At 71.2% G+C, this 15,669-nt stretch carries 16 protein-coding genes and 1 pseudogene; 8 read left to right on the top strand and 9 right to left on the bottom strand.

The annotated features are described in order from the left end of the window. Positions 1-111 precede the first annotated feature (111 nt). Both ACFV9G_RS04340 and ACFV9G_RS04345 read right to left on the bottom strand, forming a co-directional pair. A complete protein-coding gene (locus tag ACFV9G_RS04340; protein WP_378725204.1) occupies positions 112-2,091 on the bottom strand; it encodes an acetoacetate--CoA ligase in 1,980 nt (659 codons plus the stop codon). Further along, a complete protein-coding gene (locus tag ACFV9G_RS04345) occupies positions 2,088-2,873 on the bottom strand; it encodes a crotonase/enoyl-CoA hydratase family protein (protein WP_378725206.1) in 786 nt (261 codons plus the stop codon). The genes ACFV9G_RS04340 and ACFV9G_RS04345 overlap by 4 nt, the downstream gene beginning before the upstream one ends. 84 nt (positions 2,874-2,957) lie before the next feature. Here ACFV9G_RS04345 and ACFV9G_RS04350 point away from each other — a divergent pair, with 84 nt between their 5' ends. The 5 genes from ACFV9G_RS04350 to ACFV9G_RS04370 are packed head-to-tail and all read left to right on the top strand — an operon-like array spanning position 2,958 to position 7,368. Continuing rightward, on the top strand, positions 2,958-3,377 hold the full coding sequence (locus tag ACFV9G_RS04350) for a MarR family winged helix-turn-helix transcriptional regulator (protein WP_378725208.1): 420 nt from the start codon (positions 2,958-2,960) through the stop codon (positions 3,375-3,377). A 49-nt stretch (positions 3,378-3,426) separates the two neighbouring features. Then, positions 3,427-4,452, top strand: coding sequence for an ABC transporter substrate-binding protein (locus ACFV9G_RS04355; RefSeq protein ID WP_378725210.1), 1,026 nt, complete (start codon positions 3,427-3,429; stop codon positions 4,450-4,452). Between the two features lie 8 nt (positions 4,453-4,460). Further along, a complete protein-coding gene (locus ACFV9G_RS04360; RefSeq protein WP_378725212.1) occupies positions 4,461-5,522 on the top strand; it encodes a FecCD family ABC transporter permease in 1,062 nt (353 codons plus the stop codon). Positions 5,523-5,527: 5 nt separating this feature from the next. Beyond that, entirely contained in the window at positions 5,528-6,577 is a 1,050-nt protein-coding gene (locus ACFV9G_RS04365; RefSeq protein WP_378725214.1) for a FecCD family ABC transporter permease, read from the top strand. Beyond that, a complete protein-coding gene (locus tag ACFV9G_RS04370; RefSeq protein ID WP_378725215.1) occupies positions 6,574-7,368 on the top strand; it encodes an ABC transporter ATP-binding protein in 795 nt (264 codons plus the stop codon). Before ACFV9G_RS04365 ends, ACFV9G_RS04370 begins: the two co-directional genes overlap by 4 nt. Before the next feature lie 24 nt (positions 7,369-7,392). Here the strand turns inward: ACFV9G_RS04370 and aztD are convergent, their stop codons facing one another. Genes aztD through aztB form a run of 4 tightly spaced genes read right to left on the bottom strand, consistent with a single transcriptional unit; the run spans position 7,393 to position 11,567 of the window. Further along, on the bottom strand, positions 7,393-8,574 hold the full coding sequence (gene aztD / locus ACFV9G_RS04375; protein ID WP_378725217.1) for a zinc metallochaperone AztD: 1,182 nt from the start codon (positions 8,572-8,574) through the stop codon (positions 7,393-7,395). Positions 8,575-8,584: 10 nt separating this feature from the next. Then, the gene (gene aztC / locus ACFV9G_RS04380) at positions 8,585-9,499 is read right to left on the bottom strand and encodes a zinc ABC transporter substrate-binding protein AztC (protein WP_378725219.1); all 915 of its coding nucleotides are present in this window, start codon (positions 9,497-9,499) and stop codon (positions 8,585-8,587) included. Continuing rightward, positions 9,496-10,719 (bottom strand): ABC transporter, encoded by a 1,224-nt coding sequence (locus ACFV9G_RS04385; RefSeq protein ID WP_378725221.1) that lies wholly within the window; start codon positions 10,717-10,719, stop codon positions 9,496-9,498. Before ACFV9G_RS04385 ends, aztC begins: the two co-directional genes overlap by 4 nt. Then, complete coding sequence (aztB, locus tag ACFV9G_RS04390; RefSeq protein ID WP_378725223.1) at positions 10,680-11,567, bottom strand: zinc ABC transporter permease AztB; 888 nt, start codon at positions 11,565-11,567, stop codon at positions 10,680-10,682. Before aztB ends, ACFV9G_RS04385 begins: the two co-directional genes overlap by 40 nt. Positions 11,568-11,697: 130 nt before the next feature. Between aztB and ACFV9G_RS04395 the strand changes: the two are divergent. Then, positions 11,698-12,174: pseudogene (locus tag ACFV9G_RS04395) on the top strand (ATP-binding cassette domain-containing protein); the annotation flags it as partial. Here the strand turns inward: ACFV9G_RS04395 and ACFV9G_RS04400 are convergent. Continuing rightward, entirely contained in the window at positions 12,085-13,131 is a 1,047-nt protein-coding gene (locus ACFV9G_RS04400; RefSeq protein WP_378725225.1) for a DMT family transporter, read from the bottom strand. The pseudogene ACFV9G_RS04395 and the gene ACFV9G_RS04400 overlap by 90 nt on opposite strands. Before the next feature lie 84 nt (positions 13,132-13,215). Between ACFV9G_RS04400 and ACFV9G_RS04405 the strand changes: the two genes are divergently transcribed. Beyond that, positions 13,216-13,680: an Lrp/AsnC family transcriptional regulator gene (locus tag ACFV9G_RS04405; RefSeq protein WP_378725227.1), complete on the top strand. Its 465-nt coding sequence runs from the start codon at positions 13,216-13,218 to the stop codon at positions 13,678-13,680. Positions 13,681-13,690: 10 nt separating this feature from the next. On the opposite strand, the gene ACFV9G_RS04410 is transcribed toward ACFV9G_RS04405, so the two are convergent. Then, positions 13,691-14,086 (bottom strand): hypothetical protein, encoded by a 396-nt coding sequence (locus ACFV9G_RS04410; protein ID WP_378725229.1) that lies wholly within the window; start codon positions 14,084-14,086, stop codon positions 13,691-13,693. 140 nt (positions 14,087-14,226) lie between these two features. Between ACFV9G_RS04410 and ACFV9G_RS04415 the strand changes: the two genes are divergently transcribed. Beyond that, positions 14,227-14,868, top strand: a complete 642-nt coding sequence (locus ACFV9G_RS04415; protein ID WP_378725231.1) for a TetR/AcrR family transcriptional regulator — start codon at positions 14,227-14,229, stop codon at positions 14,866-14,868. On the opposite strand, the gene ACFV9G_RS04420 is transcribed toward ACFV9G_RS04415, so the two are convergent. Continuing rightward, entirely contained in the window at positions 14,869-15,645 is a 777-nt protein-coding gene (locus ACFV9G_RS04420; RefSeq protein WP_378725233.1) for an SDR family NAD(P)-dependent oxidoreductase, read from the bottom strand. It abuts the gene before it with no gap. Between the last annotated feature and the right edge of the window lie 24 nt (positions 15,646-15,669).

Genomic DNA, 15,669 nt, shown 5'->3' on the forward strand with positions numbered 1-15,669 from the left:
GTTCCTTGGATGCTGACCGAGATACCTCGGTGGAGCTGCGGTTCCCGCGTGGAACTCCACGAAGGAGGTGACCACTCACCGAGTTACCTCGGTGAACATTCCGCGGGCCGCTCATTGGTCCACCTTCTGCAGGGCGCCGGACCGCGCCAGCGCGACGAACGGGTCGAGGGAGGCAGAGTTCGCGAGGGCGTCGCGACTGGCGACGTCCTCAGGACGTACGCCCTGCAGGATGCGCTTGGCCGGCAGCTCGAGCTTCTTGCCAGTGAGGTTGCGCGGCACCGCGGGCACCTCGATCACCTGGTCGGGGACGTGCCGTGGGGAGAGCGCCGAGCGCAGTGCGCGGACCAGGCGGGCCCGGAGCGGGTCGTCGAGTCGGGAACCCTCGTCGGTGACCACGAAGAGCAGCAGCTCGCCGTTGCCGCCGTCGGGGTCCTCGAGATGGACGACCAACGAGTCGGCGACACCGTCCACCTCCTCGGCGACGCGGTAGAACTCGGCGGTGCCGAGGCGTACGCCGCCGCGGTTGAGGGTCGCGTCGGAGCGGCCGGCGACGTGGCAGCTGCCGTTGTCGTGGAAGAGGATCCAGTCACCGTGGCGCCACACGCCGGGAAAGTGGTCGAAGTAGGCCTCGCGGTAGCGAGACCCGTCGGGATCGCCCCAGAAGCCGACCGGCATGGAGGGCATCGGCGAGGTGATGACCAGCTCGCCGAGCTCGCCGCTCACCGGGCGGCCGGACTCGTCGAAGGCGTGGGCGTCGACGCCGAGGCAGCGGCCGGAGATCTCCCCGGCGTAGACCGGGAGCAGCGGGTTGTTCTGCACGATGCCGGAGCAGACGTCGGTGCCGCCGCTGCCGACGTTGATCTGGGCGCCGGGAAGCTGGTCGGCGAGCCAGGCGTAGCCCTCCGGCGGGAGCGGCGCGCCGGCCGAGCCGAGGACGCGAATTCGCAGGTCACCGAGGTCCTTCAGCTCGAGACCTTCCTTGCGGCAGGCCATCACGAAGCCCGGGCTGGCGCCCATGACCGTCGCCCCGGTCGAGGCCGCGAGCCGCCACTGCCAGGTCAGGTCGGGGTGCATCGGGTTGCCGTCGACCATGACGATCGAGGAGCGCACCAGGAGCGAGGACACCAGCGCGTTCCACATCATCCAGGCGGTCGTGGAGAACCAGAGCATCCGGTCCTGCGGCCCCATGTCCCACGAGAGCGCGTGGTTCTTGAGGTGCTCGAGCAGGATGCCGCCGTGGCCGTGGACGATCGCCTTCGGCCGCCCGGTCGTGCCGGAGGAGAAGAGCACCACCAGCGGGTGGTCGAACGGCACCGGCTCGAAGGCCGGCTCGGCCCCTTCCTCCGACGCCAGCAGAGCAGTCCAGGAGAGCGCGTCCTCGACCCGGTGCTCGCCGTACTCGACGTCGACCACGTGCCGCACCGACGGCAGCTCGGCCCGGATCTCGGCCACCTGCTCGCGCCGGTCGACGTCCTTGGCGCCGTAGCGGTAGCCACCGGCGACCAGCAGCACGACCGGCTCGATCTGGGCGAAGCGGTCGATCACGCTGCGCGGCCCAAACTCGCTGGCACACGACGCCCAGGTCGCGCCCAGGCTCGCCGTGGCGAGGTAGGCGACCAGGGCCTCGGGGATGTTGGGGAGGTAGCCGGCGACGCGGTCGCCGCGGCGTACGCCCAGCCTCGCCAGCGCCGCCCGCGCCCGGGCCACCTGGTCGCGCAGGTCGCCGAAGGTCAGCTCGACGTCGTCGCGGGTCTGCGAGCGGCCGAGCACGGCGACCCGGTCCAGATCCTCGTCGGTGCCGAGCGCGTGCTCGGCGTAGTTGAGCATCGCCCCGGGGAACCAGCGTGCCCCGGGCATCTCGCGGGAGGCGAGGACGGTGTCGTACGGAGCGTGCGCCTGCACCCCGAAGAACTCCCACACCGCCGACCAGAAGCCGTCGAGGTCGGTCACCGACCAGCGCCACAGCTCCTCGTGGGTCGTCATCTCCACAGAGCGCTCGAGGGCGAGCCAGGCCAGGAACTCACCGACCCGGGACGTGGAGAGCACGTCGGCGGGAGGCGACCAGACGACATCACCCTGCTCGATGCTCACTGGTCCGTCACCTTCCCGGCGCGTCCGGCGAGGAAGTCCTGCATCCGGCCCTTGGCATCGTCGGTCCCCTGCGCGATCGCAGCCATCAGCGACTCCATCAGGAAGCCGTCTCGGGGGTTGGCCTCGGCGATGCGCGGCAGCGCCTGCACGACGGCGAAGTTGGTCTGCGGCGCGTTCTGGGCGATCCGGCCGGCCAGCTCGAGGGCGGTCTTGCGGCCGGTGCCGTCGGCCACCGCGTACTGGCTCAGGCCCAGGCCCAGCCCCTCCTGCGCATCGTAGCGACGGCCGGTCAGCATCATGTCGGCCATCCGGGAGACCCCGATGAGCCGCGGGACGCGCACCGAGGCGCCGCCGCCGACGAAGAGCCCGCGCTGTCCCTCGGGCAGCGCGTAGAAGGTGGACTCCTCCGCGACCCGGACGTGCGCGGCGGCGGCGAGCTCCAGCCCGCCCCCGACCACGGCACCCTTCAGCGCCGCCACGACCGGGACCGGCCCGAACTCGATCTTCTCGAAGACGCGGTGCCACATCCGCGAGTGGCTGACGCCGGCGAGGGTGTCGCGCTCGGTCATCTCGGAAAGGTCGAGCCCGGCGCAGAAGTGGTCGCCGTCCGCGTCGATGACGACGGCGCGTACGTCCGGCTCGAGGGCATCGAAGAACCGCTCGATCCCGAGCACCGCCTCGTCGCTGAGCGCGTTCCGCTTCGCGGGCCGGGCGAGCGTCAGCACCGCGATGTCGTCGATGCGCTCCGCCCGCAGGGCATCGGGCAGGGGGGTTCCGAGCATGATGAACTCCTCATGATTGACAGGAATCCTGATAATCTCAGAAGTAGGCTCCTCCCGCAAGCGCGGCGATGCTTGAATGACCGCATGACCGACGCACCCCTGCTGCTCTACGTCGTCAAGCAGCTCGAGCTCGCGACCCGAGCCCGCCTCGACGCCATCCTGAAGGAATCAGGGGTCACCGCCCTGCAGTACACCGCCCTCTCGGTGCTCGAGCGCCGCCCCACGATGAGCGCGGCCGACCTGGCCCGCGCCTCGTTCGTACGTGCCCAGTCCGCCGCCGATCTCATAGGCGCCCTCGAGCGCCGCGGTCTCATCGAGCGCCGCATCGACCCCGACAACCGGCGCCGCATGCTGATCAGCCTCACCACCGAGGGGCGGGCCTTCCTCGACACCTACGATCCTCGCGTCGAAGAGCTGGAGGAGCAGATGCTGGCCGATCTCGGACCCGAGGACCGCACGGCCTTCCGTACGTTCCTCGACAGCTCCCGTCGGGCACTTTCCTAGTCAACCGGATCCATACCCACCCGAGGCCGGTTTAGGTTAGCCTCACCTCATGAGACCCCACCTCGCCGCAGCCACGGCCACTGCCGCTGCCCTGGTCCTCGCGTTGTCCGCCTGCTCCTCCGACATCGCCGACGACGACGGCGCGAAGCCGGCATCCGGAGCGTCCTCGGTTCCCGACGGCCCGTGGAGCTTCACCGACGGCTCGGGCGAGGTCGTGGAGACGGACAAGACGCCGACCCGGATCATCGCCCACGCCCCCGCGGCCGCCGCACTGATCTCCTACGGCATCCGCCCGGTCGGCATCTACGGCGACGAGTCGGTCGAGACCGACCCGAACCTGGACGGCGTCGACCTGACCGACATCGAGATCCTCGGTGAGGAGTGGGGCTCGATCGACGTCGCCAAGGCGTCCACGCTGAGCCCGGACCTGATCGTCGCCGACTGGTGGCCGGCCGAGAAGGCACACTCGGGCCTGGAGAACGGCACCAAGGCCAAGAGCAAGAAGCTCGCCGAGCTGGCGCCGGTCGTCGGCGCGTCCCAGGGCGGCTCGATCCTCAACCTGGCCGAGGGCTACGAGGACCTCGCCGAGAGCCTGGGCGCGGACGTCGAGAGCTCCCAGGGCGCCGAGGACAAGGAGGCCTTCGAGAAGGCCCGCGACGGGTTCATCGCCGAGATGAAGGACAAGGACCTGACCGCGCTGGCGGTCTCCCCCGCCGACGACCTGCTCTACGCCGCCAACCCGGAGTACGCCCCGGAGCTGCTCGACTTCACCGAGTGGGGCCTGCAGGTCGTCACGCCCGACTCGCCCGACCCGGACTTCCCCTACTGGGAGAACCTGAGCTGGGAGAACGCCGACAAGTACCAGCCCGACGTCCTGCTGATCGACAGCCGCACCTTCGTGGACGCCACGAAGACGGCCGAGGGCCAGCCGACCTGGACGTCCATCCGCGCGGCGAAGGAAGGCCAGGTCATCGAGTGGCCGGCCTTCTGGCTGCACACCTACGCCGACTACGCCGACGCCCTGACCAAGCTCACCGCCGACCTCGCCGACGTCGACGACACCATCGGCGACTGACCCCGGCGGTGACCGCCTCCGTCGCCACCGCGACGCCCACACCAGCACGACGGCGGCGGGCCTCCGGGCTCGCCGTCGGCCTGCTGCTGCTCGTCGCACTCGTGCCCGTCCTCGCCTTCCTCAGCGTGACCCTCGGGTCGCGCGACATCGCGCTGACCGAGGTTCTCGACGCGTTCCGACCCGAGAATGTGCTCAGCATCCAGGCCACCTCGGTCGAGGACACCGTGACCGTACGCCTGCGGGTCCCCCGGACCGTGCTCGGACTGCTCGCCGGCGCGGCTCTCGGGCTGGCCGGGACCCTGCTGCAGGGGCTGACCCGCAACGCCATCGCCGACCCCGGGGTCATGGGCGTCAACGCCGGGGCCGCCTTCGCCGTGGTCGGCTCGATCACCCTGCTCGGCATCAGCTCGCTCGGGTTCCACGTCCTCGCGGCGTTCGCCGGAGCGCTGGCGGCGACCGTGCTCGTCTATGCCGTCGGATCGCTGGGGCGTGACGGCGCGACGCCGGTGAAGATGGCCCTCGCCGGGGCCGCGATCACCGCGGGGCTGACCGCGGTGACCACCGGGCTGCTGCTGACCGACCTCGACGCCCAGCAGCAGTACCGCTTCTGGCAGGTCGGCTCGCTGGCCGGCCGCTACGCCCCGATCGTGACGGGCGTGGCCCCGTTCCTGCTGGTCGGCGTCGTCCTGGCACTGCTGTGCGGTCGCTGGCTCAACGCCCTGGCCCTGGGCGACGACGCCGCCCGTGGGCTGGGCGTCTCCCTGACCAGGACCCGGATCCTGTCGTTCCTCGTCGTCGGGCTGCTCTGCGGCGCGGCGACCGCGGCGTGCGGTCCCATCGTCTTCGTCGGTCTGGTGGTGCCGCACGTGGCGCGCTTCCTGTGCGGTCCCGACTACCGCTGGGTCCTGCCCTACTCGATGGTGCTCGGTGCGCTGCTGCTGCTCGGCGCGGACGTCCTCGGGCGGGCCCTCGGCGGCACGGGCGAGCTCCAGGTCGGGGTGGTCCTCGGCATCATCGGCGCCCCGTTCTTCGTGCTCCTCGTCCGCTACGCCCGGCTGGCGGACCTATGAGCGTCATGCCCCAGACCGTCACGCCCCAGACCGTCACGGACCTGCGGCGCACGCGCCGCAGCCGTCGGGTCCGCGCGGGCGTCGTACCTGCCGTCCTGCTCGTCGTCGCCGCCGTCCTGGCCCTGCTCACGCTCTGCTTCGGCTCGGTCCAGCTCAGCCTCGACCAGGTGCTGGCCTCGCTGCTCCATCTGCGCGACCACGCCGCCGTCGACTTCATCGTGCGCGACCTGAGCGGACCGCAGGTCAAGGCGGCCGTGTGCGTCGGGCTGGCCCTCGGCGCGGCCGGCACGATCTTCCAGCAGCTGCTGCGCAACCCGCTGGCCTCCCCCGACTTCGTCGGCATCTCAGCGGGCGCGAGCGTCGCGGCCGTCGCCGGCATCGCGGTGCCCGCGCTCGCCGGGGTGAGCCTTCCCGTGCTGGCCTTCGGCGGCGGGCTGCTGACCGCGGTCGCGATGTACGTCCTGGCCTGGCGCGACGGCATCACCGGCTACCGCTTCGTGCTGATCGGGATCGGCACGGCGGCGTTCTGCACCGGCGTCACCGGCTACCTGCTCACCCGCACCTCGCTCACCGAGGCCCGGGCCGCACTGCACTGGCTGACCGGCTCGATCGGGCAGGCCGGCGACGCGGAGAACAACGCGCTGCTGATCGCTCTCGTGGTGCTCGCACCCCTGGTGCCGCTGCTCCAGCGCATGCTCCGCGCGGTCGAGCTGGGCGACGACACCGCCCGCGGTCTGGGCGTACGCATCGAGGCGACCAGGCTCGCACTGATCGCGACCGGGGTGCTGCTGACCTCGCTGGCCACCGCGGTCGCCGGACCGATCGCGTTCGTCGCCCTTGTCGCCGGGCCGGTCGCCGACCGGCTGCTCGGCAGCGCCCGCGGCGGCATCGTCGCGGCCGGTGCGGTCGGCGCGATCGTGTGCCTGATCGCCGACTACGTCGCCATGAACCTGCTGCCGGTCGAGGTCCCGACCGGCGTCGTCACCGGCGCCGTCGGCGCGCCGTACCTGCTGTGGCTCATCGCCACCACCAACCGGAGAGGAATGGGCGGATGAGCGAGAACCAGGCGCCGCGCCTCGCGGCGCGTGAGCTGTCGCTCGGCTACGACGACCGGGTGGTCGTCGACCGGCTTGATCTCGACGTGCTCGACGGGCGGGTGACGGCGATCGTCGGCGCCAACGCCTGCGGCAAGTCGACGCTGATGCGGGGCCTCGCCCGGCTGCTGCGTCCGTCCGCCGGCGAGGTGCTGCTCGACGGGACCCCGATCCTCGATCGCGGCTCGCGCGAGGTCGCCCGGATCCTCGGGCTGCTCCCCCAGACCCCGGTCGCCCCTGACGGCATCACCGTCGGCGACCTGGTCTCGCGCGGACGCCACCCGCACCAGGGCTGGTTCCGCCACTGGAGCGCGCGCGACGAGGAGGCGGTCTCCGAGGCTCTTCTTGCCACCGACACGGGAGAGCTCGTCGACCGTCCGCTGCGCGAGCTGTCCGGGGGCCAGCGACAGCGGGTCTGGATCGCGATGGCGCTCGCCCAGCAGACCGATCTGCTGCTGCTCGACGAGCCGACGACGTACCTCGACATCAGTCACCAGGTCGATCTGCTCCGGCTGCTGCGCACGCTCAACCGGGAGACCGGGCGGACCATCGTCACGGTGCTGCACGATCTCAACCTGGCCTGCCGCTACAGCGACCACCTCGTGGTCATGGCGGACGGCCGGATCCTCGCCGAGGGGCCGCCGGCCGAGGTGGTCACCGCGGAGGTCGTCGAGAAGGCGTTCGGGCTGCCGTGCGTCGTCGTGCCCGACCCGGTCGCCGGTACGCCGATGGTGGTTCCGGCGGGCGACTGAGCCGAGCACGACAGGACACGAGACTCAGCCGACCGCGATCTCGTTCGGCTGCTCGTCGAGCTCGACGGAGGCGGTGACCTCACCTGAGGTGAGGTCGACAGCGTGCACGGTGTTGGCGGCCGGCTCGGTGACGTAGGCGATGTCGCCGCTCACCTTGATCGCCGGGTGCGGGTCCTGCCACTCCACCGGCCCCTCCCAGGGCTTCACGACCGGGAACTCGTCGGTGATCTTCCCGGTCGCGGGGTCCAGGACGTGGATCGAGCCGTCGGTGGCGAGGATGTAGGCGAGGTCCTCCGGGCCGCGCGCCACGTCGCGGAAGGTGTACTCGACGCCCTCGGGCAGCGCGACCGGCTTGAACGTGCTCTTCTCGGTGTCGATGAGGGTGACCGTGTCGAGCAGGTAGCCCTCGGCGTCGGGGTCGGTGTTGTAGTCGCCGACGATGATCGGGCTGGTCTCCGAGACGTACGCGTTGCCCATCCGGCCGTACTCGTCGGGGGCCTGGAGCTTCTCGAACGCGCCGTCGCGGTAGAGCAGGGCGCCGTCCTCGCAGCCGAAGACCACCGCCTCGTCGGCCGCGGTGCCCTCACCGTGGATGCCGGGGCAGGTGTCGTTGGCGGCGACCTGCTCGAAGCTGCTTCCCTCGGGCGTCAGGGCGATCGCGCCCGAGCGGCTCTCCTCGGTGCCCACGGTGGTCAGCAGGGTGCCGTCCTCGAGCACGATCGAGACGCCGTGGTGGGCATCGGGTGCCGTCCAGGTCGTGGTCTCGGGAAGCTTGCCCGCGTCGCCCAGCGCGCCGGTCTCGAAGATGGTCGTCTCGCCGCTGCCGTCGGCGAAGAGGACCGTGTTGTCGCCGTGGTGGACGACGTGCCCGCCGGTGTCGGCCGGGAAGACGAGGTCGGTCAGCTCGGGGGTCCGGGTGTCGAGCACCTGGAAGCCCTCGCTGGTGGTGACCGCGAGGTTGCGGCCGTCGCCGATCGGGTTGAGACGTACGAACTCCTCGGTCTCGAACTCCTCGACGACATCGAGGGACTCGGCGTCCAGGACGGCGATGCCGTTGGCGTAGGTCACCGCGAGGCGGCCGCCCTCCTCGGCCTTCGGAGCCGTCGACTCGTCGCCTTCGGCGGTGGATCCGCACGCCGAGAGCGCCAGCGATACGCCGGCCACCGCCGTGACGGCCCGGAGGGCACGGTTCTGTGGGGTGTGCATGGTGTGCCTTTCAATCGGTGGGCCCTGGTGAGAGCCCGCTGGTGATGCGCTCGGTGTTGGCGCGCATCATGGTGAGATAGGTGTCGGCGCCCTGGCCCTTCTCGGTCAGGGACTCCGTGAACAGCTCGCTGACCTCGACGTCGACGCCCGCCTCGTCGGCGAGCACCTGGATGAGGCGGTCCGGCTGGGAGGACTCGGCGAAGATCGTCGGTACGCCGGCCTGCTCGATCGCCTCGGTCAGGTCGCGCAGGTCCGCGGCGCTGGGCGCGGCCAAAGTCGTCCCGCCCGGGATCACCGCACCGACGACGCGGAACCCGAACCGGTCGGCCAGGTAGCCGAAGACGTGGTGGTTGGTGACCAGGCTGCGGTGCGCCTCCGGGATGCTCGCGAAGGAGTCGGTCATCTCCCGGTCGAGGCCCTCGAGCGCGGTCCGGTACGCCGCCGCGGCCCGCTCCACGGCCGGCTCGTCGATGCCGTCGATGTCCGTCACCGCCGCTTCGAGGCCGTCGACGACGTCGAGCATCCGCGCCGGGTCGGTCCAGAAGTGTGGGTCCGGAGCGCCTTCGGCCTCGCCGTCGGAGTAGTCGAGGACATCGATCTGCTCGCCCGCGACGTACGTCTCGACGCCGGCGTCGGCAGCCCGGTCGAGGTGGCGCTGGAGGCCCTCCTCGAGCCCGAGCCCGTTGGAGACGATCAGGTCGGCCTCGCGCATCATCGCGGCCTCCCGGGCCGAGATCTCGAAGGAGTGCGGGTCGGCGTTGGGCCGCATCAGGGTGGTGACCTGGGCGGCGTCGCCGACCGTGCTCGCGACGACGTCGCCGAGGATGTTGGTGGTCACCACGATGTGCGGGCGGTCGTCGTCTGCCGTTCCGGCGCAGCCGGTGAGTGCCATCGCGACGGCCACGATCCCGATGAGGCGCCTCATCGGCCCGTCTCCGTGAAGAACGACGGAGCGGTGGGCGTCTCGAGCGTCCTCGCGATCCGCGCCTTGTCGGCATAGTCGATCTCGTGGACGACACCTTCGGCGGGCACGTTGAGGTAGGCCCGCTCCTGGTCCACGACCAGGTCGACTCCCCCGGCGGCGTCGCTCAGGTCGACGAGGGGCTCGGTCGCGGCGAGCTGCCTGCCGTCCCCGGCGGCGAAGACGCGCACCCGACCGGTGGTGTCGAGGGCGAGGACGTGCCCCTCCTCGTCGTCGGCGGCGACCACCTGACGCAGCGGTACACCGGCGTCGAGGTGGGTCCAGGTCCGCTCGCGGGTGTCGAGGAGCCAGATCCCGGTCGTCCCGGAGAGTGCCGCGACGGTCGGTCGGCTCTTGCGGCCCTCGAACGCGGTGGCTCGCGGGGCTTCCGTGCCCTTCGGGTAGGCGATCCGCTCGACCTCGGGCTCGCCGTCGGTCTCGGTGGCCAGCACCGCGCCGTCGGCGCAGCCGACGACCACGCCGACCTTGGTGGTGATGGTGCCGCTCGCCCGGGCACACGGGATCTCGTCGTCCACCGGGCTGCCGTCGGCGTCGTGGTAGCGGAGCCCGGTGACCTCGCCGCCCTCGGCGACCGTGACCAGAGCACCGTCGCCGATCGGGGCGACCAGCCCGGCGTGCGGCTCGGTCTCGATCCGGAACAGCTCGTGCACCTCACCGTCGGCGAGCGCCTCGTTGTCGAGCAGGACCGCCTCGCCGCTGGCCGCGAAGAACACCCCCGTCGACCCGGCCGTCGACAGCGGTCCGGTCGCGACCGTCGCGGCGCCTGCCCCCTCGACCGTGCCGAGCAGCGTCGGCTTACCCCGGTAGTAGTGGAAGTGGTCGCCGTGGTCCCAGGTCCACATCCCGCTGTCGACGATCTCCACGCCGTCGGCGGTGGTCGCGAACAGGTAGCGGCCGTCGGAGTCGACCGCGCTCGGCTTGCCGATCCGCCCGACCTCGGCCGAGCTCCCCTCGAGGAGGTCGAGCTGGGCGACGGTGCCGGTGCCGTCGATCGTGGTCAGGTGCAGCTGCGGCTCGGCGACCTCCTGCGCGCCCTCGACGGCGCCGTGGTCCTTGCCGGAGCCCGGGTCGGCGTCCGCGTCATCAGCCGGGGCAGCGGTGCCGCATCCCGTGGCGACCAGCGTCAGCCCTGTGACGATGCCGGCGATTGTCCTGCGGTGCATGAGGTCCTTTCGGAGGTGGGGGACGGACGTCGAAGGAGAGCGAGGGCGCTGCGGAGCAGCCCCGAGGCGACCGCGGTGAGGATGGCCGCACAGGCGATGGACGCCCCGGCGGCGGTGCCCGCGTACCAGGAAGCGGTCAGGCCGATGAAGACCGCGACGGCGCCGAGCACCGCGGCGCAGGCCATGGTCGTGGGGATCCGCGTGGTCCACCGACCCGCGGCCACCGCCGGCGCGAGGAGCAGCGCGATCACGAGCAGCGAGCCGACCGCCTGGTAGGAGGCGACCACGGCGAGGGTCACCAGGCCGACGAGCATCACCTGCGCCAGCTGCGGATGCAGGCCCAACGTACGGGCGATCCGGGGGTCGAAGGCCGAGGCGACGAACGCGCGATGGAAGCCGATCGCGATGGCCAGGGTGACCACCAGGGCGACCGCGAGGACGGCGAGGTCGTCGGGCCCGAGGGCGAGCACGTCGCCGAACAGCATCGCCGTCGCGTCCGTCGCGAAGCTGCGGGAGTGGGAGATGATGATGACGCCGAGCGAGAGCATCGCCACGAACAGCAGCCCGATGCTGGTGTCGTACGTCAGCCGGCCGCGGCGCTGGAGCGCTCCGATCGTCGCGCTCATCACGATCGCGCTCACCGCGCCGCCGACCATGACGGGGGCGCCGAGGACCGTCGCCAGGGCGACGCCGGGGAGCATCCCGTGCCCGATCGCCTCGCCGAGGAAGGCCATCCCGCGGATCACGACCCAGGTGCCGACGACCCCGCAGATGGCCGCCACCAGTACGCCGCCGACCAGCGCCTGCAGCATGAAGTCGGTCCGGAACGGCTCGGTGATCGATGACACGGGGCGGGACTCTAGCGCTTAATGAGAATGGTTACCAATTGCTATAGTGGCGCACGTGCTCCCGCTCGCAACGACCGACTCCCCGCCCCTGTCCGCTCAGAGCCTCTGCTTCGGCTACGCCGGCGAGGACGTGATCCACGACGTCAGCGCATGGTTCTCGCCCGGCACGGTCACCGCCGTCGCCGGTCCGAACGGGTCAGGAAAGTCGACCTTCGTCGAGCTGCTCGCGGGCGTACGGAACCCTCGGCGCGGCTCGGTCAGCCGCCGCGGGCGGGTGGCTCTGGTCGTGCAGCGACCCTCGACACCGGACGCGCTCCCGGTGACCGTCCGTGACGTCGTCGCGATCGGCACCTGGGGCCGCAGGGCCCGGTGGGCAGACCGGCAGGGTGCGATCGCCGAGGCGATCGAGCGCGTGGGGCTGACCGGTCTCGAGCAGCGTACGTTCGGCGAGCTCTCCGGCGGACAGCGCCAGCGGGCGCTGCTGGCTCAGGGCATCGTCCAGCGCACCGAGATCCTGCTACTCGACGAGCCGGCCGCGGGGCTCGACGCCGCCAGCCGGCAGCGCACCCGCGAGATCCTCGCCGAGGAGGCCGCCCGCGGCGCCACGATCGCCTGCGTCACCCACGACGAGGAGAGCATCGCCGCCGCCGATCACGTGATCCGGCTCGATGCCGGTCGCCTCGTCGACTGAGCCCGGAGTGGCCCCGACACGGTTGAACGTGGCCACCCCGGCCACGATCAGGGCGAGGGCCACAGCGAGGCCCGGGCCGATGACCTCGCCGAAGATCGGGACCGCGAGGACGGCGGTCAGCACCGGGCTCACCGCACCCCCGACCGAGGCCGGGCCGCCCCCCAGGGCCTTGACGGCGAAGGCGTAGCAGAGCGTCGACCCCAGGCCGGTCCCGATGCCCTGGAGAACGACGAGGAGCAGCACGTCGCCGAGCTCGGCAGTGCCCGCGAGCAGGTGCGACGGCATCGCGCCGGACGCCGCCAGGACGAGCACGGCCAGGCTCGAGACGGCGCAGACGGTCAGCACCATCTGCAGCAGCGTCAGGTTCGTACGCTGCAGCCCCATCGTGAACACCGCCCACGCGAACCCTCCGACGAGGAGCAGGCCGACCCCACCCAGGGACGCTCCACCGCCGACGAGGAACCCGCTCACCCCGACCCCGGCGGTGATCAGCCCCAGCGCGAGCACCCGCCGGGCCGGGATCGGGGTTCGGCCGCGCGCCATCGCGAGCAGGGTGACGAACAGCGGCACGGTGCCCGGGACCAGCATCCCGGTGAGCGCCGCACTGGTCAGCCGGGCCCCGAACGCGAAGACGAGGAAGTGCGGGAGGCCACCGACGAGCAGCAGCGCGAGGACGGCGGGCCGCTCGCGGCGTACGGCCCTGATCGTGCTCGGCAGCAGCGGAGCCAGCAGCACCACGGGCGTCGCGAACCGAAGGAAGGCCGCGTCGGCGACGGTGAGGCTGGAGCCACCGATGCCGCGCGTGCTCAGCGCGAACGACGACCAGAGCACGACCGTGGTCGCCAGCGCCGACCAACCCAGATACTTCCTCATATCGCGCCACGATAGGGACAAGACGAGCGCACATGATTGCCGAATCTGCCGCGATCACAACACTTTGTGGCAGAATCTGCCACCATGCGCACGCTCGACGAGACCGATAAGCACATCCTCTGGGAGCTCCAGCAGAACGGCCGCCTGACCAACCAGGAGCTCGCCGACCGCGTCGGCCTCTCCCCCTCACCGTGCCTCCGCCGCGTACGCGCCCTGGAGGAGGCCGGCGTGATCAGCGGCTACCGAGCCATCGTCGACCCGCACGCCGTCGGGATGAACATCACCGCCTTCGTACGCATCAAGATGGCCACCCACACCACCGAGGCGGTCGAGGCCGTCGAGGAGCACCTGCGCGCCATCCCCGACATCACCGAGGCGTACGTCCTGGCCGGCGACCACGACTACCTGCTGAAGATCGTGACGCCATCCTTCGAGACGTACGAGCAGTTCCTGCGCGACAACCTGCGCACCATGCCCGCCCTCGCCTCGATCGAGACCACGTTCGCGTTCGGCAACACCAAGGAGAGCGGCCCGCTCCCCCTCGGCTGACCCCTCGGGGTCAGGAACCGGCTTCGCGACAGGCTGGTGCGTCGTCGTAGAACCGCTCGAACGCGCGGGCGGCGGCGTCGATCTGGGCGGCCATGCCTCGCAGGCCCCCGCGCCCGACCGCGCGCAAGTTCTCGCTCTCGAACAACGCCCGGTCATAGGCGGGAAGCATCCCCACCAGCCGCTGCCGAGCATGTCCATCCGACCCCAGAGGTCGGACGAAGACCTCGACCAGGTCGTCCATCCAGTCCAGCTCGAACTCGACGAGGTGATGCGGCATCGTCAACCGGACCTCGGTGCGACCGACCCGGTCCACCTGCGCGTAGGTCGTCGGCGCGAAGCGGGACGCCACCGCCTCGGCGACCGCCTGGGACCGGCGCCTCAGAATGTCATTCCCAGTGCTCGACATCGCGCCTCCGCCCGAACGTGACCGATGGTCATATGACCACCGGTCACAGACTAGGGGCGCCGCCGCGGCGTGGTCAAGGGACCCGGACGAAGCACGCTACGATGCGAGCGTCCAGCCATGAGAGAGGACGGGTGGCGCCCTTGCCTACGCCGACCTGGGAGCGTCTCCCGGAGGCCAAACGCGATGCCGTGCGCCGTGCAGCGGAAGAGGAGTTCGGGGTCCGGGGCTACAACGCCGCCAGCCTCAACACGATCTGCCGCGAGGCCGGGATCTCCAAGGGCAGCCTGTTCCAGTACTTCCCCGACAAGTCCGACCTCTTCGTCCACCTGATCGCCCGCGCCAGCCACGACATCCGCGTGGCGATGGAGGTGGCGAGCGCCGACTTCCCGTGGATGACCGACTACCTCGGCTCGGTCAAGATGCTCATGGACGCGTGGATCGACTACTTCTACGATCACCCGCGCCACCGGCAGATGCTGGTCTCGGCCAACCTCGAGCACAACCCGAAGGCGCTCGCCGCCGTGCGCGAGGCCGTCTACGTCGACTACCTCGAGGTCATCGGCGGCATGGTCGACATCGGCATCGCCATCGGCGCCCTTCGTGAGGACACCGACCGCGACGCCCTCGTCGCCGCCATCATCATGCTGCTCCCGCACATCGCCCTCGGCCCTCACGTACGCGGCCTGGACCCGCTCCTCGGGCTCGCCGGCTCCGACCGCGACCATGCCATGTCCGTCGGCCGCCGGCTGATCCAGGTGCTGATGGGCCAGTACGTCACCTGATCAGCGCGGAGGCAGCCGGATCGCGCCGTCGAGCCTGATGACCTCGCCGTTGAGATACGGGTTGTGGATCAGCTCCCACGCGAGCGAGGCGAACTCCTCTGGTGCGCCGAGCCGGCGCGGGAAGACGACGCCCTCGGCCAGCTTGGCCTTGAACGCCGCCGGGTCCGGGACCGTCTCGTAGATGGGGGTCTCGATCAGGCCGGGGGCGATGGTGTTGACCCGGACCCCGACGGCGGCGAGGTCCCGCGCCAGCGGGAGTGTCAGCCCGACGACGCCGCCCTTGGAGGCGCTGTACGCCACCTGACCGATCTGACCGTCGAAGGCGGCCACCGAGGTGGTGTTGACGATGACGCCCTTGGCGCCGTCGGTGTCGGGTTCGTTGCGCGACATCGCCGTGGCCGCGAGCCGCACCACGTTGAACGTGCCGATCAGGTTGACCTCGACGACCTTGCGGAAGGAGCCGAGATCGTGGGCGGACTCGTACTTCCCGTCCTTGCCGACGGTGCGGGACAGGCTGGGGATCCCGGCACAGTTCACCGCCACCCGCAGCGGCCCCTGCGTCAGTGTCGCCTCGACGGCGTCGATCACCTGGTCGGCATCGGCGACGTCGGCGCGGCGGAAGAGGCCGCCGATCTCGGCGGCGACCCGCTCCCCACGGTCGGCGTCGAGATCGAGCACCGTCACCGCCAGCCCTTCGGCGGCAAGCTTGCGGGCAACGGCCTCGCCGAGGCCGGAGCCACCGCCGGTCACGATCGCCGAGCTGTTGGTCAGTTCCACGTTCACTCCTACTTGGTCGTTGGT

This window comes from Nocardioides sp. NPDC059952, from assembly GCF_042730435.1.
In the GTDB taxonomy this organism is placed as follows: domain Bacteria; phylum Actinomycetota; class Actinomycetes; order Propionibacteriales; family Nocardioidaceae; genus Nocardioides.

Excerpts from the sequence above, each read along its gene's own strand:
- ACFV9G_RS04345 (WP_378725206.1), bottom strand. The coding sequence starts at position 2,873 with ATGCTCGGAACCCCCCTGCCCGATGCCCTGCGGGCGGAGCGCATCGAC.
- ACFV9G_RS04350 (WP_378725208.1), top strand. The coding sequence starts at position 2,958 with ATGACCGACGCACCCCTGCTGCTCTACGTCGTCAAGCAGCTCGAGCTC.
- ACFV9G_RS04355 (WP_378725210.1), top strand. The coding sequence starts at position 3,427 with ATGAGACCCCACCTCGCCGCAGCCACGGCCACTGCCGCTGCCCTGGTC.
- ACFV9G_RS04365 (WP_378725214.1), top strand. The coding sequence starts at position 5,528 with ATGCCCCAGACCGTCACGCCCCAGACCGTCACGGACCTGCGGCGCACG.
- ACFV9G_RS04370 (WP_378725215.1), top strand. The coding sequence starts at position 6,574 with ATGAGCGAGAACCAGGCGCCGCGCCTCGCGGCGCGTGAGCTGTCGCTC.
- aztD (WP_378725217.1), bottom strand. The coding sequence starts at position 8,574 with ATGCACACCCCACAGAACCGTGCCCTCCGGGCCGTCACGGCGGTGGCC.
- aztC (WP_378725219.1), bottom strand. The coding sequence starts at position 9,499 with ATGAGGCGCCTCATCGGGATCGTGGCCGTCGCGATGGCACTCACCGGC.
- ACFV9G_RS04385 (WP_378725221.1), bottom strand. The coding sequence starts at position 10,719 with ATGCACCGCAGGACAATCGCCGGCATCGTCACAGGGCTGACGCTGGTC.
- ACFV9G_RS04400 (WP_378725225.1), bottom strand. The coding sequence starts at position 13,131 with ATGAGGAAGTATCTGGGTTGGTCGGCGCTGGCGACCACGGTCGTGCTC.
- ACFV9G_RS04405 (WP_378725227.1), top strand. The coding sequence starts at position 13,216 with ATGCGCACGCTCGACGAGACCGATAAGCACATCCTCTGGGAGCTCCAG.
- ACFV9G_RS04410 (WP_378725229.1), bottom strand. The coding sequence starts at position 14,086 with ATGTCGAGCACTGGGAATGACATTCTGAGGCGCCGGTCCCAGGCGGTC.